This window comes from Streptomyces pallidus (ex Mingjun et al. 2026) (genome assembly GCF_051550185.1).
Taxonomy (GTDB): Bacteria; Actinomycetota; Actinomycetes; order Streptomycetales; family Streptomycetaceae; genus Streptomyces.
The window spans coordinates 149,623-170,346 of record NZ_CP196182.1; the positions used below are offsets into that span (position 1 = coordinate 149,623).

Genomic DNA, 20,724 nt, shown 5'->3' on the forward strand with positions numbered 1-20,724 from the left:
GCCGTTAATGGGGTGTCCCGGGGTGTCCTGAGGTGGTGCGCGGCGTCGGCGCCTTGCCGGTTGCCGTCTGCCGCTTGCTGCCGTGGGGCTTGGGTGCGTTAACGGCGTTAACGCACCCAACGCGGATCGTCTCTTGACGCCGACCCCTGGAAGTGTGGGGGTGTTCGTTGCGGCAAGGGGCCGGTGGCGAAAGCCTGGGGCGGTGGGGGCCCTACGTGATCCGCTCGAAGCAGTGCTCGTTGCCGTGCCCGTGGTCGTGCTCGCGTGCGGTGGTGTAGGGGCCGTGGTGCGCAGGCTCGGGCAGCCCGCCGTGGTGGGGGAGATCCTGGTGGGGATCGCGCTCGGGCCCTCGTTGCTCGGGTGGCTGTGGCCCGAGGGGAGTCGGTGGCTGCTGCCCGGGGAGGTGCTCCCGTACCTGGGGGTGTTGGGGAACTTGGGGCTCCTGGTCTTCATGTTCCTGGTGGGGCTAGAGCTGGATCTGGGGCTGTTGCGGGGGCGGGGGCCGGCCGTTGTCGCCATCAGCCAGGCGAGCCTGTGGGTTCCGCTGGGGCTGGGGACTCTGCTCGCGCTGGCGATGTACGGCTCGTTCGCGCCGGAGGGGGTGGGGCGCCCGGCGTTCGTACTGTTCGTGGCCGTCGCGCTGAGCGTGACCGCGTTCCCCGTGCTGGCGCGGATCCTGGCGGACCAGGGGCTGCAGGGCACGCCGGTGGGGGCGGTGGCGATGGCGTGTGCGGCGGTGGCCGACGTGGTGGCGTGGTGCCTGCTGGCGGTGGTGGTGGCCATGGCGGGAGCGGCGGGGGAGGGGGCGGGAGCGGGCGCCGGCACGGGGAGTGGTTGGGGGGTCGCCGGTACGGCGGTGCTCGCCGGGGTGTTCCTCGCGGTGATGTGGTGGGGGGCGCGGCCGCTGCTCGGCCGGGCGGTGGAGCGGTGGGGCGGCTCCTGCCCGGAACGGGGGGCGGTGGTGGGGGTGTGCAGCGGGCTGTGCCTGGCGGCGTACACCACACAGGTGGTGGGGGTGCACGCGCTGTTCGGGGCGTTCGTCTTCGGGGCCGTGCTGCCGAGGGCGGGGGTGGTGGAGGCGGCCGCGGAGCGGATGCGGGAGTTCGCGGTGCCGGTGCTGCTGCCGCTGTTCTTCGTCGGGAGCGGGCTCAGGACGGACGTGGGGCTGGTGGTGAGCGGCGGCGCGTGGTGGTGGGCTCTGGCGGTGCTGGTGGTGGCGGTCGCCGGGAAGTGGGGTGCGGGTGCCGGGGCGGCGCGGTGGGCGGGGATGCCGGGGCGGGATGCGGTCATGCTGGGCGCGCTGATGAACTGCCGGGGCGTGACGGAGCTGGTGGTGCTGAACGTGGGGCTCGGGCTCGGGGTGATCGGGGGAGAGCTGTTCACGATGCTGGTGCTGATGGCTCTGGTGACTACGGGGGTCACAGGGCCGGTGGTGCGGCGGCTGCGGGGGAGGGAGGGGTGACGGCGATCGCGGGGGCGAGCGTTAACGCCGTTAATGGTCTGCGGCCGGGCGGGACGGCCGTGCTCCGGGGACCCGGGTCCAGGGGCCACGTCCGGGCAAAGCGGTTGCTTCACGGCCGAGCCTCTGCGCCCCGGAGCTACGAAGCCGTCTCTCCCTGAGCGGACTCCCGGCTCCAGCGCAGTTCGTTCACGACCTCAGCCGCCTCCCTGCGTACTTCGGGGTGGGGGTGCTGGAGGAACCGCTCAACAACCGGCAGTGCCGCCTGGCCGTGAGTCGAGCCGAGGATGCCCAGGACGTAGTCCAGGAGCAACGGTTCGAAGGCATCCGCACCGACGGCGAGCGGCTCCACCACCCGATAGGGGACCTCGTAGTGCGTGGAGGCAGTGCAGACTGCGTGCATTCGACGGGCAGCGTTAACGGCGTTAATGGTGCGCGGTGCGCGTGAGGGTTCGGGGTGCGCGAGCGCCGCGGGCGTTAACGCCGTTAATGGTCTGTGTCGGAACCGGGCGGGGCGTGCCCACGGGGCATGCGCGAGGAGGGCGTTAACGGCGTTAACGGTGCTGCCCGGTCTACGGGGTGTTCGTGAGGCCGCGGCTTCCCACGCCTCTCGCCTCAGTGGTGGGTCGGCGCAGGACGGTTCAGCCGCCAGACCACGTTGATCCCGCTGTCCGAGGGTGCTGCGGGCGGCGTTGCCTGCTCACGCCGCACTTCGGTGAAACCCAGCCGTCGCGGTACGGCGCCGCTGGAGACGTTGGCCAGGTCGTGCGAGATCTCCAGGTACTGCAGGTCCGGCTGGGCGAATGCCTCCGCCACCATGGCCGCTGTCGCTCTCGTCGCGATGCCCTGACCGGTTGCGGCAGGGTGCAGCCAGTACCCCAGGCGCCGGCTCTGGGGGTCGGTCCCGTTTGCGTTCTGGCACATGCCGATGGGTGTGCCGTCGTTGATGATGGCGTAGTTGTACGCGTCCCCGCTGTCCCAGTTCGAGTCGGACTTCGCGAGGAAGGCTCGGGTGTCCTCCGCGCTGTGACGGGCGACCCATGGCATCCAGGGCCGCAGGTGGTCCAACGACTCGCCGATCAACCTGAACGCCAGCTCGAAGTCGCTCTGTCCCCGCCAGCGTCGCAGGACGAAGTCCCCGCACTCGATGATCTGCCTGGGCCGCATCATGATGTTCATGATCGTCCCGTAGACCGCTCGCTGCAACGGGATGCACGGGTTGCGTCGGCGCCCTGGGATGGGGCCGCAGCGTTAACGGCGTTAACGGTGCAGTCGTCGAAGCCTGGAGCACGGTCTCCGGAGCCCACTCGCTTTGGTGTCTCAGCGAACCCGCACCAGTCTCACTGACGGCAGCGCGCCCGGCCCGGCCTCCACAACGCCGCCCATCCGGAGGCTTCAGCTGCCGATGCGCGTGTAGGTGAGGAACACCGCACCGCTTCCGAGGACGGTGTGGTCTTCGAGCTTCCAGGTGCGCGGGTCGAAGACAGCCTTGCGGGAGAACAGCGGGATCCCGTTGCCGATGGTCAGCGGGCCGACTTTGAGGATGAGCGTGTCGATCTCGGCGTACAGGGAGCCCGCGAGCTCGGCGCCGCCCAGGAGCCAGATGTCCTTGCCTTCCTGCTGCTTGAGTTCGCGCACGGTCGCCACCGGGTCGTCGGCGACCAATTCGACAGCCGGGTCCGGGCTCTCGGTCAGGGTCCGAGAAAACACCAGGTGGCGCAGGTGGGGGTAGGCGTCGGTGATGCCGGCCGCAAGACCGATCTCGTAGGCGCGCCGCCCCTCCAGCACGGTGTCGAAGTGCGTTCCCTCCGCCGTGACGGACAAAGCCTGCCGAACCTGGACGGGCAGCGTCTCCGGGTACTCGTTGACGAGGTGCTGTATGTAGTCCTCCGGTATGGGCCAGAAGCCGTTGGGACCGGTGGGGTCGCCGCCGTCCGGGCCCGCGATGAAGCCATCAAGAGTGGTGGCGATGTAGTGGACGAGTCTGCGCATGCCGGGTCCCTTCGGTTGGGTGCGAGGCCGCTGAGTGATCATGGTATCCGTCGACCCGGCGCGAACACCGTGCCGCCAAATCTCGTACGTCGGGCCGGCTGATGTGAAGGCCGGGGTCCGGCCCGGCAGTGGCGGGTGCCGAATCAGCCCGGCGGCTGACTCCGGGAGATGGGTCGCTGAGCGACCGGCGGGGGAGGGCTCGGCCGTCCGACGGGCTTCACCCACGAAGTGGTGTTTCGGCGCTGCCCCGGCTGTGGGGAGCACAACATCGTGCGTGAGGACGACTTCATCTGCGTTCTCTGCGGCAGCGATCCGCCCGAGGCGTGGAGACCGTGAGACACGGCTACGGGAGGTGGCGCCGCTCGAAGCCATGAGCGGCCCCCGCCAGTGGGCGGGCAGGAGGCGTTAACGGCGTTAATGGTGCGGGCTGCTCTGGGCCTCGTGCCATGGGACGGTTTCGGGTGGGGGCGTTAACGGCGTTAACGGTGGGGCCCGCCTCGGTGGGCTTCTCGGCCCGGCGTCGCCTGGTGGGCCCCTGGCCGACCCTGCCGTCGATGCGGTGGTTGTCCGGGGCGGGGCCGCCAGTGGATTGCTGCGTCTGGCCTCGCCGGGCCGGCCCCTGCCCCGGGCCTTGCGTTAACGGCGTTAATGGTCTCGGGCGGGGGTGGCGTCCACCGCGTCCAGGGCCAGCTGCCACGGGAAGTGCGGCGGTGCGTCGACGCCGGCCGGGCCGGGGACGAAGCCGTCCTCGCCGTAGAGGACCGTGACGCCGGCCCCGCGCAGCGTGGCCAGGGACTGGTCGAACTGGGGGTGGGCGGCCAGGGCGGCGTTCGTGCAGGGCATCGTGACGACCGGGGTGCCCTTGCCGACGGCCTCCGCGGCGACGCCCAGGACGAACTTGTCGGTCAGACCCAGGGCCCAGGCGTTCAGCGAGTTGAACGTCGCCGGGGCGAAAAGCAGGGCGTCCGCGGCCGGCCAGACGTCGGGGTCGCCGGGAAGCTTGTACTGCCAGCGCACCGGGTGGCCGGTCAGGGCCGCCAACCCGTCGAGGCTCTGGGAGATCCAGTGCGCGGCCATGGGGGTGAGGCCGAGGCAGACGTCCCAGCCGCGGGACTGCGCGTCCTCGATCACGTGGGCCACGTCGAAGACGGGTGGGGCGGCGGAGCAGAGCAGGTAGAGGCTCTTGGTGCGGGTCATACCGACATGTGATCACATTCCTTGACCTCAACCACACTTGAGGCGTCACGATCGTGCCATGAGCGAGCAGATGAAGGCCCTGGAGGCCATTGCAGAGGTCGTGAACGAGGTCGAGCGCACCCAGCGGGCGAAGGACGCCGAGGGGTTCCTCGCCCTGTTCCACCCCGACGCCCTGTGGACCACGGGGCACGGCAAGGTACTGATCGGGTTCGACGCGATCGCGGAGTTCACCCGGGCCGTGCTGCCGTCGGCCGAGTGGGACGGCGAGGTCACGTACGAGGTGGCACACGTGCAGTTCCTGCGGCCGGACGTGGCCGCCGTGAAGGTGCACCAGGTCTACCGCAGCGGGGCGGGGGACGTGGTGAGCGAGGGCGTCCCGCTGTACGTGATGACGCAGGAGGGGGAGAGCGGTCCGTGGCTGCTGACGGCCTGCCAGAACACCGAGGTACGGCAGGGGTAGACGCTCGCGTATGCGAGTGAGGGTCTCGGCCATGGCCCGTCTCGGGAGCGGCGGGCTTGACTGGGGGCATGGCTGAGACACAGAAGAACGTGCAGGGTGTGAGTAGTGACGTGCTCGTGATCGGAGGGCGCGGCAAGACGGGGAAGCGTGTGGTCGAGCGGCTGACCGCGCAGGGCCGGGCCGTACGGGTCGGGTCGCGCAGCGGGCAGCCGGCCTTCGACTGGACCGAGCCCGAGGGATGGGCCGCGGCGCTCGACGGGGTCGACCGGGTGTACGTGACGTACTACCCGGACCTCGGGTTCCCCGGCGCGGAGGAGCGGATCGCCTCGTTCGCGGAGGTGGCCGTCGCCGCCGGGGTGCGGCGGCTGGTGCTGCTGTCCGGCCGGGGCGAGGAGGGGGCGCAGCGGGCCGAGGAGCGGCTGAAGGATTCCGGGGCGGACTGGACCGTCGTACGGGCCGGCTGGTTCGCCCAGAACTTCGACGAGGGGATCTTCGTCGAGGACGTGCGCGCCGGCACGATCGCCCTGCCGACCGGGGACGCCGTCGAGCCGTTCGTCGACGCCGACGACATCGCCGACGTGGTCGTCGCCGCACTGTCCGACGACCGGCACATCGGCCGGACGTACGAGCTGACCGGGCCGCGGCTGATGGGCTTCGCCGAGGTCGCCGCCGAGCTGTCGAAGGCGACCGGGCGTGAGATCGCGTACGTGCCTGTCTCCGACGAGGCGTATCGGGCGGTGCTGCGGGAGCTGGAGGACGTGCCGGAGGAGTTCGCCGAGCTGTTCGAGATGCTCCGGGACGGGCGCAACGCGCAGATCGCGCACGGGGTGCGGGAGGTGCTCGGCCGGGAGCCGCGGGACTTCTCCGCGTACGCACGGGACGCGGCGGCAACCGGGGTGTGGGACGTGTGAGCGCTGCAACCACCGCTCCCACCGTTCCCACCGCTCTCACCACCACCGCTTTCACCGCTGCGACCGCCGCGACCGTGTGGGGCAGGATGGGGTCGTGGACATGATGACGGGGCTCCTCGAAGGGCCGAAGGCCCGCGGGGCGCTCCTCCTCAAGTCGGTCTTCAACCCGCCGTGGGCGGTGCGGATCGAGGACCGGGCCCCGCTCACGGTGCTCACCCTCGTCCGCGGGTCGGGCTGGCTGCTCCCCGACGGGGGTGCGCCGGTGCCGATCGGTCCCGGGGACGTGGCCCTTGTACGGGGGCCACGGCCGTACACGATCGCGGACGCGCCCGGGACACCGGTGCACGTCACGATCGACGAGGAACAGCGGTGCAGCGGCCCCGACGGCAAGGACCTCGGCAACGCCCTGGACCTCGACCTGCGCACCTGGGGCACGCCGGTCCCCGACGAGCGGGCCGCGGTCATGCTGAGCGGCACCTACCTGGAGCCGAGCGAGGTCGGGCGGCGGCTGCTGAACGCGCTGCCGGCCGTCCTGGTCCGGCCGGCGGCCGCGGCCGACACCACCCTGATCGGCCTGCTGGCCTCCGAGATCAGCCGCGACGAGCCGGGCCAGGAGCTCGTCCTGGACCGGCTGCTGGACCTGCTGCTGATCGGGGTGCTGCGCACCTGGCTCGCCGACCCCGCGTCCGGCTCTCCGGGCTGGTACCGGGCGCACAGCGACCCGGTGGTGGGCCGGGCGGTGCGGCTGCTGCACGAGAACCCGGCACACGGCTGGACGGTGGCGGAGCTCGCCCAGAGGACCGGGGTGTCGCGGGCGGCGCTGGCGCGGCGGTTCACCGAGCTCGTGGGGGAGCCGCCGATGGCCTATCTGACGGGGTGGCGGCTGGCAGTGGCGGCGGACCTGCTGCGCGAGCCGGACGCCACGGTCGCGTCGGTGGCGCGGCGGGTGGGGTACGGCTCGGCGTTCGCCCTGTCGGCGGCGTTCAAGCGGGTACGGGGGGTCAGCCCGCAGGAGTTCCGGGCCGCACCCCTCGCGGTCTAGAGGTCCAGGACGCCGACGGTCTGGCCGCCGCTGGTCTCGCCGGTCAAGGCGAAGCCGAGGCCCCGGTAGAACGGCTCGGGGGTGCCCGGGCCGGGCTCCCAGGTGACGAACGCCCGGGACGTCCCGCGGCGGCGCAGTTCCTCCGCGACGGCCTCGACGGCGAAGCGGCCGTAGCCCTTGGCCTGGTGGGCGGCATCGATGTTCAGGCGCCAGATGCCGGAGCGGACGTCGCAGGGATCGCGCTCGGGGTCCCAGGCTATGTCGAGGAAGGCCATGACGAACCCCACGACCGTGTCACCGTCGACGACGGCGCGGGGCCACGCGACCCCGCCGTGGACGTAGGCCTCGGCGAGGGATTTGACCACGGGGGAGACGAGGTGCTCCTGGTCGGGGCGGACCCGGACCGCGCAGACGGCGTCGAAGTTGGCGGCGGTGACGGGTTCCAGGCGCAGGGCAGAGGCGTTCATGATCGCAGCCTAGCGAGTCGGGGGGCCGGGCCCGCAGGCGTTTCCCAGCGGCCGCGCGGTGGTGGGGGAGGGCGCACCGGCCGCCGTCGTGAGTCGCCGCGGTGGGCGACCCGGCGGCCCTCGCCGGCTCCTTCACCGTGCCCCCCCGTCTCAGACCAGGACACGGCCCAGGTGAGGCAGCCGAGGGCCACGGTGCACAGCACGGCGCGCCAGCGGTTCGCGGCGACCCACCGCGACTCGAACACGCGGCGGACGGCCGCCCGGTCGGCGATCCGGTCGACCGGGCCCGCCTGCTCCAGGGTGTTGTTCAGCGGGATGTTGACGCGTCCGGTGACGCCGAGCGCGAGGACGTACGCGACGAGGGCGGCCCCCGTCGCCACGGTCGCCCCGGACCATCCGCCGCCGTCGGCGACCGTTGGTGATGGCCGTGTTGATGCGCTGCATGACCTTGATCAGGGTCCGGTCGTCGGAGCGGCAGATCGGTGAGGCGAGTCTTGCGGATTCCACGTTCGCTTCCCCCTGCTGATGGTCGAATCGTCGGCGGCCGGTGACGGCCGGCGGCAGCCGATCGTTCCACGTCACCGGGGGCCTCCGGTCGGGTTGTCCGCGCGCCGTGCGCGTTCGGTGAGATGGCGCCGCTCGGGCGCGCTGCTCGTGCGGCGAGCGGCTGCGCGGAAGGCGTCCGCGGCGGCCCGCTGCTCGCCCAGCAGCTCCAGCAGGTGGCCGCGGGTCGCGAGCAGCCGGTGGTGGCCGGCCATGCGCTGGTCCTGCTCCAGCCGCGCCAGCAGGTCGAGCCCGGCCGCTGGGCCGTGGACGGCGCCGACGGCGACCGCCCGGTTGAGGGTGACCATCGGGTTCGGACCGAACCGTTCCAGCAGCTCGTACAGGGCCAGGATCTGGGGCCAGTCGGTCGCGTCGGCGTCGCCGGCCTCGGCGTGCACGGCGGCGATGGCGGCTTGCACCTGGTACGGGCCCGGCTCGCCGCGCGGCAGCGTACGGGCGACGAGGTCCAGGCCCTCCGCCGTCAGGGCGCGGTCCCAGCGGCCGCGGTCCTGCTCGGCGAGCGGCACCAGCTCGCCGAGCGGGCCGGTGCGCGCCGGGCGGCGGGCGTCGGTGAGCAGCATCAGGGCGAGCAGGCCGGCCGTCTCGGCGTCGTCGGGCAGCAGGCGGTGCAGCATCCGGGTCAGCCGGATCGCCTCCGCGGACAGCTCGGGCGCCGTCAGGTCGGGGCCGCCGGTCGCGGTGTAACCCTCGTTGAAGACGAGGTACAGCACGTGCCGTACCTCGGCGAGCCGCTCGGCGCGCTCCGCGCCGCCCGGCGGCGGGGCCGGGGCCGCCGTGGACGCCTTGACGGTGTGCTTGGCGCGGCTGATGCGCTGGGCCATCGTCGTCTCGGGCACCAGGAACGCGGCCGCGATCTGCGCGGTGGTCAGGCCGCCCACCGCGCGCAGCGTCAGCGCGATGCGGCTCGCGGGCGACAGGTCCCGGTGGCAGCACAGGAAGAGCAGGGCGAGCGAGTCGTCCCGGTCCGCGCAGGCATCGGCGTCGGCGGCGGGCGCGAGCAGGGCGGCCTGCGGAGTGGCCAGGGCCAGCGCGTCTTCGCGGCGCCGGCGGGCCGCCTCGCTGCGCACCTCGTCCACGAGGCGGCGGGAGGCGACCGTTACCAGCCAGCCGCGCGGGTTGTCCGGCAGCCCCGTCTCCGGCCAGCGCGTCGCCGCGGCGAGCAGTGCCTCCTGCACGGCGTCCTCGCAGGTGTCGAAGGCGCCGCGGCCGTGGCGGCGGACGAGGGCCCCGAGGACCTGCGGCGCCAGTTCGCGCAGCAGGCCCTCGGTCGCGCGGGGGAGGGCGGGCAGGCGGGTCACAGGTCCGCCGCGGCCTCGTGCAGCACCGGCCACAGCTCCACGGGGTCCACATCGGCGAACGGCATGTCCGCGGCGATCCGCTGGGCCTCCTCCAGGCTTTCGCAGTCGAGCAGGTAGAAGCTGGCCACGTACTCCTTGGTCTCCAGGTACGGGCCGTCGGTGACCGCCGGGGCGCCGTTCTCGCGGCGTACGAGCTGGGCGGCGGCCGCGTCGGCGAGGCCGTAGGCGCCGATCAGGTGGCCGCTCTCGCGGTACTTGCGGTTGAACGCGTCCTGCCTGGCGATCGCCTCGGGCCAGGCCTCGGCGGGGAAGGAGTCCCACTTGGCCTGGTTGCCGTAGATCATCGCGACGTACTTCATGTCCGGGTGTCCTTCCCGTCGTGCGCGCCCCTTCGGCGTGCTCTCACCCTTCGGTCGGAGCGGCGCGAGGGGTCTCGACATCCGGCGGCGAAATTTCCTGAACTTTTTTCGCCGAGCCGCTGCGCCGGCCCCGATGATGATCAACTTAGGGCCGGGGGCCGCACCAGGCCACCCCCGGCGGCTTAGCCTGGGCTCCCGGACCGCCGGGTGAGGGGACGTGACGTGATCACAGGAGGCAGGGCGTGCTGACCGCACTGGACGGGGTGTACGGGGACCGCAGGGACGCGATCTGCGTCGCGGGGCGGACCGCCTCGTACGAGGAACTGCTCGCCGCGGCCCGGGTGGTGGCCGCCGACGTGGCCGGGGCGCCGGCGTTCGCGGTGACCGCGACGGCGTCGCTGGAGACGGTCGCCGCGGCGGTCGGCGGGCTGCTCGCGGGGGTGCCGTTCGTACCGCTGCCGCCGGATGCCGGGCCCGCGGAGCGGGAGCACATCCTGCGGGACTCCGGGGCGGTCGTCGTCGACGTGGACTTCGCGCGGCGTTCCCCGGGCTCCGCGACCCACACCGGCCCGCGCGGCGGGCCCGGGGATCCGGCGCTCGTGCTGTACACCTCCGGGACCACGGGCGCGCCCAAGGGCGTCGTCCTGACCGGCGAGGCGATCGCCGCCGACCTCGACGCCCTCGCCGACGCCTGGCAGTGGAGCGCGGAGGACACCCTCGTGCACGGGCTGCCGCTGTTCCACGTGCACGGACTGGTGCTCGGCGTGCTCGGAGCCCTGCGCACCGGCAGCCGTCTCGTGCACACCGGGCGGCCGACGCCCGAGGCGTACGCGGCGGCCGGAGGCAGCCTGTACTTCGGGGTGCCGACGGTGTGGTCCCGGATCGCGGCCGAGCCGGAGGCGGCCGGCGCGCTGTCCGGGGCGCGGCTGCTGGTGTCGGGCAGCGCGGCCCTGCCCGCGCCGGTCTTCCGGGACCTGGAGCGGCTGACCGGGCTGCGGCCCGTGGAACGCTACGGGATGACGGAGACGCTGATCACGGTGAGCGGGCGGGCCGGCGGAGAGGTGCACCCCGGGACGGTCGGCACGCCGCTGCCGGGCATCCGCACCCGGATCGCGGCCGAGCCGGGCGCGGAGATCGGGGAACTCCAGCTGACCGGGCCGACGCTGTTCCAGGGTTACCTGGGACGGCCGGAGGCCACGGCGGCGGCGTACACGGAGGACGGCTGGTTCCGTACCGGCGACATCGCGGCCGTCGACGCGGCGGACGGGGTGCACCGGATCGTGGGCCGGGCCTCCATCGACATGATCAAGTCGGGGGGCTACCGGATCGGCGCGGGGGAGATCGAGAACGCCCTGCTGGACCACCCGCGGGTGCGCGAGGCCGCGGTCGTGGGCGTCCCGGACACCGACCTCGGGCAACGGATCGTCGCGTTCGTCGTCGCCGAGGGGGTGACGGGAGCCGAACTGACGGACTTCGTCGCCGCGCACCTGTCGGTGCACAAGCGGCCGCGCGAGGTGCGGTTCGTCGCCTCGTTGCCGCGCAACGCCATGGGCAAGCCGCAGAAGAAGCTGCTGCTGGCGGGGGAGACCGGCGAGGGCGCGGCGCACTGAGCGGGGCGTGGTGGCCCGGGGCCGGCCGTCGCACGAGGCCGGCCCCGTGCGCTCACGTTGGCCCCGTGCGCTGGGCCTGCGCCGGGGCGGCGATGACGCCGAGGGCGCAGATGCGGCCGCCGGTGACGGTGAACGCCATGACCGACCGTGGACGGGCCGCCCCGATGACCAGCCGCACCCGCGACCCGTTGACCCGGGTCGGCGGGCGGGCCACCGAGGAGCGCCGGCCGAACGTGAGCGGCTGTGAAGCCACGGTCTCGGTGCCTTCGATGACCACGCGGGGCGGCGTGCCCGGTGCCGTCGTCGGACGCAGGAACACGTCCGGGTGGAGCACGGCGGCCAGCGCTTGGAAGCACCCGTCCCGGGAGGCGGCGAAGAACGTCTCGACGACGTCGCGCTGCAGCTGCGGGAACCCCGGCGGCGGGGCCGGCGGGGCAGCCGCCGTGCGGTCGCCGGGGTCCTGTCGAGGAACGGCGCCGTTCCGTCGACCGGCAGGTCGACCACGTCGTGCAGGAGGAACGTGGGCCGTTCGGCAGGGGAAGTCACTCGAACACCACCAGCAGCGCCAGTCCCACGAGCATGAGCACTTTCAGTGGTTCCGCGCGGCGGGCCCGCGCGAGCGGAGCATGTTCGGGCGGGCCCGTGCCGCGACGGTGGTGAGCCGGCAGGAGGGGTCTCGACCTCGCGGGTGTCGCTGCGGTCGAAACGCGGCCGGCATCCGGGATCGCCTTCTCGGCCCTCGGACCTCTGCGGGCTCCGCGGTCCCGCGGCCTCTGCGTGGGAGCCGAGCATGCGGGAGGCGGCCGCGCGCCTTCGCTCGGGGCCGCAGGAACGGGCCGCTCGGAAGCACGTCCAGCGGGAGGGCGGGCCGTGTGCGTACGGAGGGGACTCGACGCGTGCTGGGGTCCCGCTCGAGGCGCCCTCGGGGCCCGCGGTGGGGGAGGGAGCGGGGTCGGGGGCGGCGACCGGGTGCAGCGACCGTCCGATCGCTGGGTAGCTACCCGATCGCGGGGGTAAATCCCCAGGTCAGGTGGGGTGTTGGGCGGGTGCAGCGACCGAAGCGACCCGTGGTTCGGATATATGAAGACATTCCAGCGTGCGCGTGCGTGCGTCATAGATGGCGAACTTGAGTCGCTTCAGTCGCTATTCGGCTCGACGCAAGGCTCTGACCTGTGGTTTTTTCGAGCTACTGTGACAGCGACCGAAGGGTGGCCGGTCGCCGTTACCGGAGGTCTTCCCGTACCGCGGGCCATCCGCCGCGTGCCATGGGGCTTTTGGGGCTCATGGGGTTCAAGGGGTTCCTGTGGCGCCGACCTTCGCTAACGTATGTCCGTCATTGAGTCGCTTCAGTCGCTGACAGGGGATGGGAATGGCTTCTGAGCTGCTCGTTTCACCCAGCGACTCAAGGAAGTACGCCTTCCGACGGGAGGCCGTCGGTCGCTCTTTCGCCACTGCCCGCTGGTGCGCCGACCAGGGCTGGCCGGTCCACCCACTGGCCGCGGGCCGCAAGACGCCCGTGGCCAACTGCGGGGCCTGCCGTGCCCCGGGCCACGGCCATCGGGACTGCGGCTGCCTGCGGTCCGGTCGCTGGTGCCACGGCTTCCGGGCCGCCACCCTCGACCTCTCCCGGATCGTCCGCTGGTGGCAGACCGACCCCGGCCTCGGGGTCGGCGTCGCCTGCGGCTCCGCCGGCCTCGTCGTGATCGACATCGACGCGCACGAACGGCCCCTGCCGGACCGCAGCCGGCTCCTGCCGGGCATCCCGGTGCCCGACGAGGTCGACCTGACCGGCCTCGCCAACGGCTTCCACACCCTGGGCGTGCTGGCGGCCCTGCGCGGCGAGCAGCACCCGGCGCACGACACCGCCACCCTGCGCGTGCGCACCCCCTCGGGCGGGCTCCACGTCTGGTACCGGGCCCGGCGCGACCAGCGCTGGCAGTGCTCCACCGGCTCCGGCACCGGCCGCGCGCTGGCCTGGCAGGTCGACGTACGGGCGCACGGCGGCTACATCGTCGCCCCCGGCACGGTGACCGCGGCCGGCGCCTACACGCCCGTGGGCGGCGTACGCGGACCCGCGCCGCTGCCCGGCTGGCTGGCCCGCGAACTCGAGCGCACCGGGCACCTGCCGCCCGCCGACGTGCCCGCCCCGCGACCCGTACCTCCCAGGGCCCGGCAGGCCGTTGCCGCCGCCCTGGGCGGCGGCGGGGGCCGCGACGGCCACGATGGTGGTCCGGTCCGGGTCCTGTCCACGGTGCTCGCCGCGGTGGCCGACTGCGCCGCCGTATCGGAGGGGGCCGCGTTCTCCGAGAAGCTCAACCGTGCCGCGTACACCGCCGGCGGGCTGGTCGGCGCAGGGCTGCTCACCGAGGCCGAAGCCGCGCGGGCGCTCCGCGCCGCCGCCGAGTACGCCCGGCCGGGCCAGGAGCGGCGCTACGGTGCGATCATCAGCGGCGGTCTGGGCGCGGGCCTGCGCCGTCCGCTGACGCTCCGCGGGGGCCGCCGGTGACCCCCGATCAGGAGACGGGTCCCGTCATGGAGCCGGGCGGTTTCGACGCCCGGGCCGTCGCCGAGCAGATCCTCGCGCTGCAGGCCGCCCCGGCCGCCCCGGCCGCCCCGGCCGCGACAGCCGCGACGGTCCCGGCCGCCACGATCGCGGCCGTGCCGCCGGCCGTTCCCCCCGTTGCGGTGCAGGCGGCCCCTGCGGTGGTGTTCCCGACCGCCTCCGCGTCCCCGGCGGGCGTCGGGGGGACCGTCACGGCCCACGGGCTGCTGCCGGACACCCTGACCGACCGCGGGAACGCCAAACTGTTCGTCAAGCTGTACGCCGACGACTACCGGCACGTCCCCGGCCTCGGCTGGTACCGCTGGGACAGCACCCGCTGGCAGGTCGACGAGGACGACACCGTGCTCTGGGCGGCAGGGGACCTGGCCGAGTCCATCGCCACCACCGACCCGCAGGGCGTCCACACCCCCTCCGCCCTGAGCCAGCACCGCCGCCGCGCCCTCAGCACCAGCGGTATCAACGCGATGCTGGCCCAGGCCAAGTCGGCCCCTGGCATGATCCTCAACGCGGCCCGCCTGGACGCAGACCCGTACGCCCTGTGCACCCCGGGCGGCATCGTCGACCTGTACAACGGGCACCTGCGGGCCCCCGTCCCCGGCCGGGACTTCCACTCCCGCTCCACCACGGTGGCGCCCGAGGGGATCCCCACCCCCCGCTGGGACCGCTTCCTCACCGACACCTTCGGCGACGGGCCGGAGGGGGCGCAGATGAGGGGCTTCCTCCAGCTGCTGCTCGGCTACTCCATCACCGGCGACGTCGGCGGCCAGGTCATGCCCTTCCTGTTCGGCTCCGGCAAGAACGGCAAGTCCGTCCTGCTCGACGTGCTGATGAAGCTGCTCGGGGACTACGCGGACGCCGCGCCGCCCGGCTTCCTGATGGCCCGCCCGTACGAGGGCCACCCCACCGACCTCGCCGAACTGCACGGCCGCCGCGTCATCGTGTGCAGCGAGGTCAAGCCCGGCGACAAGTTCGACGAGGCCCGCGTCAAGCTCCTGACCGGCGGCGACCGGATCAAGGCCCGGCGCATGCGGCAGGACTTCTTCAGCTTCGAACCCACCCACAAGCTGTGGCTGCTGGGCAACCACCGCCCGGAGGTCGGCACCGGCGGCTTCGCGTTCTGGCGGCGCATGAGGCTGATCCCGTTCGAGCGCGTCGTCTCCGACGACCGCAAGATCGACAACCTGGCGGACATCCTGGTGACCGAGGAGGGCCCCGGCATCCTCAACTGGCTCATCCGGGGCGCCTGCCGCTACCTCGGCGGCGACAAGGACCTCACCGGGCCCGAACGCGTACGGATCGCGACGACCGCGTACGCGGAGACCGAGGACCACACCGGCCGGTTCCTCGGCGAGGCCTGCCGACTGGCACCCGACCTGCGGGCGGAGCAGGCGCAGCTCTACGCCGCCTACCGGGGGTGGTGCCAGAACGAGGGCGCCCCGCCCGTCTCCTCGCGGGGGTTCGCCGCCCGCGTCCGCGAAACGGTGGGGCTCGCGTCGCCCAAGGAGATGATCCTTTCCAACCAGCGCAAGTACTACCCGGGCATCGGCTTGCTCGCCCACGAGGAGACCGCATGAGCGCCCTCATCACCGAGGACGAGATCGTCCACGAGGTCGAACTCGTCTGGCTCGAGGACGTCAGCGGCCTCGACTACGTCCGGCAGAGCCTGGACCGGCTGCCGACCCGGCGCGGACGGCCCGCCTACCACCGCGACGGGCGCATGGTCGGCTACGCCCTGCTCGGGCCGGGGGCCAAGCCGTCCCGTTCTTCCGGTACCTTCCGGCGGCGGGTGTTCTGGCTGCTCCCGCACGACCGGGACAGCGCGCCCGACGGGCTGTACGCCACGGGGGCGCCCGCCGAGGCCGTGGACGCGCGCACACTGGCGCCGGGCAGCAAGGGCCGCAAGACCGAGCGGTCCGAGGGCGGACCCCGCTCATCGGCGCTGCAGCACGGCGGCCCACAGGCGTAGCGGGTATACCCCCCGACGGGCCGTTGCCCCTGCGGCGGGTGGGGCGGGGTGGAGCGGGCCGCCGTTACAAAAGAACCGTCCAACCGGTATATTTTTGGCCGTTGGCAGGTTCATGCCGTGGGGGAGACCGCTGCCCTGCCACGTTCGCGTGTGCCGGGGACGGCACGACAGGGGGACGCAGGGTGCAGGCGGATGTGGCGATCGTCGGGGGCGGGCCGGTCGGCCTGCTGCTCGCGGCCGAACTTGCCGGGTACGGGGTCGACACCGTGCTCCTCGAAGCACGGGCCGAGCCGTCCGAGCAGCCCAAGGCGACCACCTTGCACGCCCGAGCCGTGCAGGGCCTCGCCCGGCGCGGCCACCTGCCGCCCGACGCGTCCCCGTACACGGGCGGCAGCAGCCCCTTCCACTTCGCCGGCCTGCCCGGGCTCGTCATCACGGCCCCGACGGGCGAACCGGAGCCGATCCTCAAGCGCCCCCAAGTGGAGCTGGAACGGCTGTTCGAGCGTCGGGCCCGCGAGGCGGGCGCGCGGATCCTGCGCCGGCACCGGGTCACCGGGACCGGCCAGGACGGCGACGGGGTCACCGTCCGGGCGGAGGGGCCGCAGGGTCCCGTGACCGTCACCGCCCGGTACCTGGTCGGGGCGGACGGGGCGCGCAGCGCGGTCCGGGAGCAGGCGGGCATCGCCGCGGACACCCACGCGGCGACGGTGGCCGCGCTGGCGGGAACGGTCACGCTGCGGGAAGCCGGATCCCTGGCCGACGGCTGGCACCGCACGCCCCGCGGCTGGATCGTGGCCAGGACCGACCCGTCGGGCGGCACCCACGTCCGTACGCTCAGCTGCGCGGGCGCCCACGCCGACCGGCACCGGGAGCCCACCCTGGAGGAGCTGCGGCGGGAAGTGGCGTGGATCGCCGGGCGCGAGATCGCGATGGGGGAGCCCCGCTGGCTCAGCCGCTTCAGCGACTTCACGCGGCTGGCCCGCAGCTTCCGGGCCGGGCGGGTCTTCCTTGTGGGCGACGCGGCGCACGTGCACTTCCCGATCGGCGGCCAGGGCCTGAGCACCGGAGTGCAGGACGCCCTCAACCTGGGCTGGAAGCTCGCGCTCGCGGTGCGCGACGCGGCGGGCCCGGGCCTGCTCGACACCTACGACGCGGAGCGCCGGCCGGCGGCCCGGCGGGTCGTCGACAACACCCGGGCCCAGCTCGCGCTGATGCGGCCGGGGCCGGAACCGGACTCCCTGCGGGAAGTGTTCGCCGGCCTGCTGGGCACGGACCGGGACACCGGGTACCTCAGCGGAGTGGTCAGTGCCCAGGACACGGTGCTTCCTGACCACACCGGGTGTTCCACCGCCGGAACCGGAACGTTCCTGTACAACGCGGCGCTCAGCACGGAAGCCGGTCCGACCGATGTGATCGGGCTCCTGCAGGACGGCCGTCCGCTGCTCCTGCTCCTGGGCGACGAGGGGGACGGGCCCGTTGAAGGGGTCAGTGACCGGGAGGGGGTCCTGAACGTGGTCCGGGCCCTGCCCGCACCCGAACTGCCGTACCGTGCCCTGCTGGTGAGGCCCGACGGCTACGTCGCCTGGGCCGCGCCGGGCGGTGGCGGACTGGCCGCCGCCCTGTCCCTGTACTTCGCCGCGCGCGTGCGTGCGCACGGCCCGTGACGCGGGCGGCGGGCGCGGGCCCGCCGACGGCTCGGCCGGCGGTTCAGCTTGCGGTTCAGCTGGCGGCCGAGAGTTCCAGCTCGTCCAGCGCCTTCACGGCCTCGGCGTACACCGTGGCGCCCCGGGTGTCGGCGAGGTCGAGGGAGGCGAGGACGGAGGGCACCACCACGCTCGGGAGCAGGTGGCGCATCAGGGCGGAGACCCGGCTCACCAGGTCGCGGTAGTCGCAGACGGCCTGGGACATGGACTGGATTCCGGCGAACGAACCCACGATGACGTCGGCCGTCTCGGACGGGACGACATGGGGCAGCAGCTCGCCCTGGGCCTGTGCCCTGGCCAGCAGGTCGTTGCCGACCTCCGCCCAGCGCAGGAACGGGCCGCTGCGGTCGAGGCCGTCCGCCAGCTGGTCCATGGAGAGGCGGACCCCGGCGCGCACCATGGGATCGGTCTGGAGGCGGTACGCGTGCAGCATCACCACGTCCACGATCTCCTGCACCTTGGAGGCCCGGCCGGGGACGATCAGGCGCTGGTCCTGTTCGGCCAGCACGCCCTGGGCCAGGTCCTCCTTGGACTGGAAGTGGAAGTACAGGGCGCCCTTGGTCACGCCTGCCTCGGAGAGGATCTGGGAGATGGTGGCCGCTTGGTAACCGTTCTCCTCGAAGACCTTGGCCGCCGCCGCAAGGATCGTCCGCCGTGTGCGGATGGCTCGGACTTGCTCAGCCACGGTGCATCCCTCCGTTTCCCAGGGGTCTGTTGCATGTATCGACCAGTAAAAAAACCGCCCAGTTCGTATCTTACAGCGGGTAACTGTCCGCAGCCGATAACGGCCGAGAAATGAGTCAGGTTGGGAAGGAAGTCATGATTCTTGTCACCGGCGCCACCGGGACGATCGGCCGGGAGGTGATCCGTCGGCTTCCGTCTGACCTGGCGGTTCGCCTCATGGCCAGAGAGCCGGCCCGCGTCACGGGCGCTGCCGGGACGGCCGAGGTCGTGTACGGCGACTACGGCGATTCCCGGTCACTGGGGCGTGCCTTGAGAGGTGTGGGATCCGTGTTCCTGGTCACCAACCGGGTGGGGGAGGACGACGGGCACATCCTCCGGGCCGCGCGTGCGGCCGGTGTGCGCCGGGTGGTGAAGCTCTCCGCGGCGGCGGTCGCCGACGCCGGGGCGGATGACGCGATCACCCGGTGGCAACGCGTCAACGAGGACCTGCTGCGCGGTTCCGGACTGGAATGGACGCTGCTGCGGCCTCGCTCGTTCATGTCCAACACCCTCTCCTGGGCGGCCTCCGTCCGTACGGACGGGGTGGTACGGGCCCTGTACGGGGCATCGGCCAACTCCTGCGTGGACCCGCGGGACGTCGCCGAGGTGGCGGTACGGGCCCTCACGGAGGACGGGCACGCGGCCAGGACGTACGTGCTGACCGGGCCGGAGGCGATCACGGCGGTCGAGCAGACGCTCCAGCTCGCCGAGCTGCTGGACCGCCCGTTGCGGTACGAGGAACTGGAGGTGGAGAAGGCGCGCGCGGCGCTGCTGCGGCGCCATCCCCAGGAGCTCGTCGAGGCCCTGCTGGCCGGTGCGGAGCGGCAGCGCGAGGGGGCCAAGGCCGCGGTGGAGAACACCGTGCCCGAACTGCTCGGCCGTCCGGCCGGCACCTTCAGGGCCTGGGCGAGCGATCACCTGGGCAGTTTCGCACCGGAATGAGGTCGTGGCGCCGTGTCGGGGCCGCCGCGGGTCGTCAGTGCCCGTGCAGGCCCGCGCTGACGGTGGCGCTGAAGACGTGGACCCCGTCCTGTTGGGCGGTCACCAGGACGGTTTCCACGTCCTCGGTGGTGGCCCCGGGTATCCGGTAGGCCTCGATCATGCAGGGTGCGTCCAGCTCGACGTACCGCTTGAACTCGCTGGCGATGCTCAGCGGGAGGTACGAGGTGCGGCCCAGCTTGGCGGCCGTGGCCTGCCGGGCGGCCTCGAGGAGCACCATGCCGGGGACGTGGTCCACCGCGTGCTCGAAGAGGATGGGGTGGCGGGTGTCCACCCGCAGCTGCCAGCGGTCCGGTGCGGCCGTGGGGGACAGGACGACGTCCATGGGCGACATCCGGCCCACGCTCTGCGGGGCCGCCGGGCTGATGAGCGGGAGCTGGTACCAGTCGCCGCCGAGGGTGTGTTCGCCGCGCACCCGCTGGTACACGCCCGGTGCCATGCAGGAGAACGAACCGCCTCCGGTCGCGACGACGTCCCCCTCGCGCCAGAACACCACGTCGATCCGGAGCCCCGAGAGGTTCTTGCCGCGCCGCTTGATTTCCGAGCAGGTGACCTCGATCTGGAGGGTCGCGGGCGTCCATCCCACGCGCAGGTGCTGCGGACGCACCGTGAGGTCGAGGTCCCAGACGATGAACTGGTGGCCCAGCGGGACGTCGAACTCCGCGTGCCCGAGGAGGATCCCGATCTGGCGCACCGTCTCGCACCCGATGAGCGGGTCGTGGAAGCCACCCGCGACGGGGGTGAAGAAGCTGTGGCCGCGGGGCCACTGCGCGGTCATGGCGAAGTGGGTCTCGTCCACGCGCCGCCAGTCGGTGAGGAGGACCTCGGCCACGGAGGCCCGGTGCACCAGTTCCTTGGGAACGGTGACGGTTAGGGAAGGGAAGCGGAAGTCGTACGGCTTGGTGGTGAGAGCCGTGGCGTCCCCCGTCGGGCCGTCGTTGACCGTTGTGCGCTCAACTCGGAACGTGCTCGCAGACATTGATCCCCCATGGGCTGCGCTTGGCGCGAAGGCCATGGTGGGCCTTCGCTGTTGCCTCTGGCCGGGAAAGATACATACCAACCGGTTTAATTTCTAGTGGTAGTCGAGCCTCCGCTTCCATGGGGCGCGGAGACGTTTATTCCGATTTTGCCGTTTTCCCTGCTCAGAGGCCTCCAGTCAGCCTCGGACTGCTTCCGGTGGGCGTACCCAGAGTGACGCTTGGCAGCGACCAGCGGGGCCCCAGTGGCGCTTGAGTCCGATCGGCGGAACTGGCTCGCCGGTTCCTGCGCGCTCGCCGTCACCTTCGGTCGCAATCCGATGGCAGGTTCAGGCAAAAACCGCACAAGCGGTTTGTTATCGTTATCTGCCGGACCGGGGCTGCACGCGCGGGAGGGGCGCCCATGGCGACCGGCTCCCTCGCGGCGCTCCGCG

Annotated in this window: 21 protein-coding genes; 10 read left to right on the forward strand and 11 right to left on the reverse strand. The window is 72.8% G+C overall.

Annotation, left to right across the window (positions count from 1 at the left end; genetic code table 11):
* Positions 1-232: 232 nt before the first annotated feature.
* Complete coding sequence (locus ACSHWO_RS35660) at positions 233-1,462, forward strand: cation:proton antiporter domain-containing protein (protein ID WP_438319473.1); 1,230 nt, start codon at positions 233-235, stop codon at positions 1,460-1,462.
* Between the two features lie 136 nt (positions 1,463-1,598).
* On the opposite strand, the gene ACSHWO_RS35665 is transcribed toward ACSHWO_RS35660, so the two are convergent.
* From ACSHWO_RS35665 to ACSHWO_RS35680, 4 genes are all read right to left on the reverse strand, one after another.
* Positions 1,599-1,862 carry a HEAT repeat domain-containing protein gene (locus ACSHWO_RS35665; protein ID WP_438319474.1) on the reverse strand — a complete coding sequence of 88 codons (264 nt, stop codon included), beginning with the start codon at positions 1,860-1,862 and terminating at the stop codon, positions 1,599-1,601.
* 212 nt (positions 1,863-2,074) lie between these two features.
* Positions 2,075-2,638 carry a GNAT family N-acetyltransferase gene (locus ACSHWO_RS35670; protein WP_438319476.1) on the reverse strand — a complete coding sequence of 188 codons (564 nt, stop codon included), beginning with the start codon at positions 2,636-2,638 and terminating at the stop codon, positions 2,075-2,077.
* Positions 2,639-2,854: 216 nt separating this feature from the next.
* Complete coding sequence (locus ACSHWO_RS35675; RefSeq protein ID WP_438319477.1) at positions 2,855-3,451, reverse strand: dihydrofolate reductase family protein; 597 nt, start codon at positions 3,449-3,451, stop codon at positions 2,855-2,857.
* A gap of 645 nt (positions 3,452-4,096) precedes the next feature.
* Complete coding sequence (locus ACSHWO_RS35680) at positions 4,097-4,648, reverse strand: flavoprotein (protein WP_361101764.1); 552 nt, start codon at positions 4,646-4,648, stop codon at positions 4,097-4,099.
* A gap of 58 nt (positions 4,649-4,706) precedes the next feature.
* Here ACSHWO_RS35680 and ACSHWO_RS35685 point away from each other — a divergent pair, with 58 nt between their 5' ends.
* The 3 genes from ACSHWO_RS35685 to ACSHWO_RS35695 all read left to right on the forward strand — a co-directional run bounded on the left by ACSHWO_RS35685 (position 4,707) and on the right by ACSHWO_RS35695 (position 7,061).
* Complete coding sequence (locus ACSHWO_RS35685) at positions 4,707-5,108, forward strand: SgcJ/EcaC family oxidoreductase (RefSeq protein ID WP_385839453.1); 402 nt, start codon at positions 4,707-4,709, stop codon at positions 5,106-5,108.
* Positions 5,109-5,176: 68 nt separating this feature from the next.
* A complete protein-coding gene (locus tag ACSHWO_RS35690) occupies positions 5,177-6,019 on the forward strand; it encodes an NAD(P)H-binding protein (RefSeq protein ID WP_438319478.1) in 843 nt (280 codons plus the stop codon).
* A gap of 94 nt (positions 6,020-6,113) precedes the next feature.
* Positions 6,114-7,061 carry an AraC family transcriptional regulator gene (locus ACSHWO_RS35695; RefSeq protein WP_385839455.1) on the forward strand — a complete coding sequence of 316 codons (948 nt, stop codon included), beginning with the start codon at positions 6,114-6,116 and terminating at the stop codon, positions 7,059-7,061.
* Here ACSHWO_RS35695 and ACSHWO_RS35700 read toward each other — a convergent pair.
* The 4 genes from ACSHWO_RS35700 to ACSHWO_RS35715 all read right to left on the reverse strand — a co-directional run bounded on the left by ACSHWO_RS35700 (position 7,058) and on the right by ACSHWO_RS35715 (position 9,749).
* Positions 7,058-7,528: a GNAT family N-acetyltransferase gene (locus ACSHWO_RS35700; RefSeq protein WP_438319479.1), complete on the reverse strand. Its 471-nt coding sequence runs from the start codon at positions 7,526-7,528 to the stop codon at positions 7,058-7,060. The genes ACSHWO_RS35695 and ACSHWO_RS35700 overlap by 4 nt on opposite strands.
* A complete protein-coding gene (locus tag ACSHWO_RS35705) occupies positions 7,525-7,908 on the reverse strand; it encodes an anthrone oxygenase family protein (RefSeq protein WP_438319480.1) in 384 nt (127 codons plus the stop codon). Before ACSHWO_RS35705 ends, ACSHWO_RS35700 begins: the two co-directional genes overlap by 4 nt.
* Positions 7,909-8,106: 198 nt before the next feature.
* On the reverse strand, positions 8,107-9,390 hold the full coding sequence (locus ACSHWO_RS35710) for an RNA polymerase sigma factor (protein WP_438319481.1): 1,284 nt from the start codon (positions 9,388-9,390) through the stop codon (positions 8,107-8,109).
* Entirely contained in the window at positions 9,387-9,749 is a 363-nt protein-coding gene (locus ACSHWO_RS35715) for a YciI family protein (RefSeq protein WP_361101746.1), read from the reverse strand. The genes ACSHWO_RS35710 and ACSHWO_RS35715 overlap by 4 nt, the downstream gene beginning before the upstream one ends.
* Positions 9,750-9,991: 242 nt before the next feature.
* On the opposite strand from ACSHWO_RS35715, the gene ACSHWO_RS35720 reads away from it, so the two are divergent.
* The gene (locus ACSHWO_RS35720) at positions 9,992-11,359 is read left to right on the forward strand and encodes an AMP-binding protein (RefSeq protein ID WP_438319482.1); all 1,368 of its coding nucleotides are present in this window, start codon (positions 9,992-9,994) and stop codon (positions 11,357-11,359) included.
* A 52-nt stretch (positions 11,360-11,411) separates the two neighbouring features.
* Here the strand turns inward: ACSHWO_RS35720 and ACSHWO_RS35725 are convergent, their stop codons facing one another.
* Positions 11,412-11,612 carry a hypothetical protein gene (locus ACSHWO_RS35725; RefSeq protein WP_438319483.1) on the reverse strand — a complete coding sequence of 67 codons (201 nt, stop codon included), beginning with the start codon at positions 11,610-11,612 and terminating at the stop codon, positions 11,412-11,414.
* 1,116 nt (positions 11,613-12,728) lie between these two features.
* Between ACSHWO_RS35725 and ACSHWO_RS35730 the strand changes: the two genes are divergently transcribed.
* From ACSHWO_RS35730 to ACSHWO_RS35745, 4 genes are all read left to right on the forward strand, one after another.
* Entirely contained in the window at positions 12,729-13,865 is a 1,137-nt protein-coding gene (locus ACSHWO_RS35730) for a bifunctional DNA primase/polymerase (protein WP_438319484.1), read from the forward strand.
* A gap of 26 nt (positions 13,866-13,891) precedes the next feature.
* Positions 13,892-15,496, forward strand: coding sequence for a DNA primase family protein (locus ACSHWO_RS35735; RefSeq protein ID WP_438319830.1), 1,605 nt, complete (start codon positions 13,892-13,894; stop codon positions 15,494-15,496).
* A complete protein-coding gene (locus ACSHWO_RS35740; RefSeq protein ID WP_385839460.1) occupies positions 15,493-15,888 on the forward strand; it encodes a DUF6009 family protein in 396 nt (131 codons plus the stop codon). Before ACSHWO_RS35735 ends, ACSHWO_RS35740 begins: the two co-directional genes overlap by 4 nt.
* A 194-nt stretch (positions 15,889-16,082) precedes the next feature.
* A complete protein-coding gene (locus ACSHWO_RS35745) occupies positions 16,083-17,552 on the forward strand; it encodes an FAD-dependent monooxygenase (protein ID WP_385839461.1) in 1,470 nt (489 codons plus the stop codon).
* Positions 17,553-17,607: 55 nt separating this feature from the next.
* Here the strand turns inward: ACSHWO_RS35745 and ACSHWO_RS35750 are convergent, their stop codons facing one another.
* The gene (locus tag ACSHWO_RS35750; protein WP_438319485.1) at positions 17,608-18,276 is read right to left on the reverse strand and encodes a ScbR family autoregulator-binding transcription factor; all 669 of its coding nucleotides are present in this window, start codon (positions 18,274-18,276) and stop codon (positions 17,608-17,610) included.
* 134 nt (positions 18,277-18,410) lie between these two features.
* On the opposite strand from ACSHWO_RS35750, the gene ACSHWO_RS35755 reads away from it, so the two are divergent.
* Entirely contained in the window at positions 18,411-19,256 is an 846-nt protein-coding gene (locus tag ACSHWO_RS35755; protein WP_438319486.1) for an NAD(P)H-binding protein, read from the forward strand.
* Between the two features lie 34 nt (positions 19,257-19,290).
* Here the strand turns inward: ACSHWO_RS35755 and ACSHWO_RS35760 are convergent, their stop codons facing one another.
* Complete coding sequence (locus ACSHWO_RS35760) at positions 19,291-20,292, reverse strand: ScbA/BarX family gamma-butyrolactone biosynthesis protein (RefSeq protein ID WP_385839464.1); 1,002 nt, start codon at positions 20,290-20,292, stop codon at positions 19,291-19,293.
* Positions 20,293-20,724: the final 432 nt, after the last annotated feature.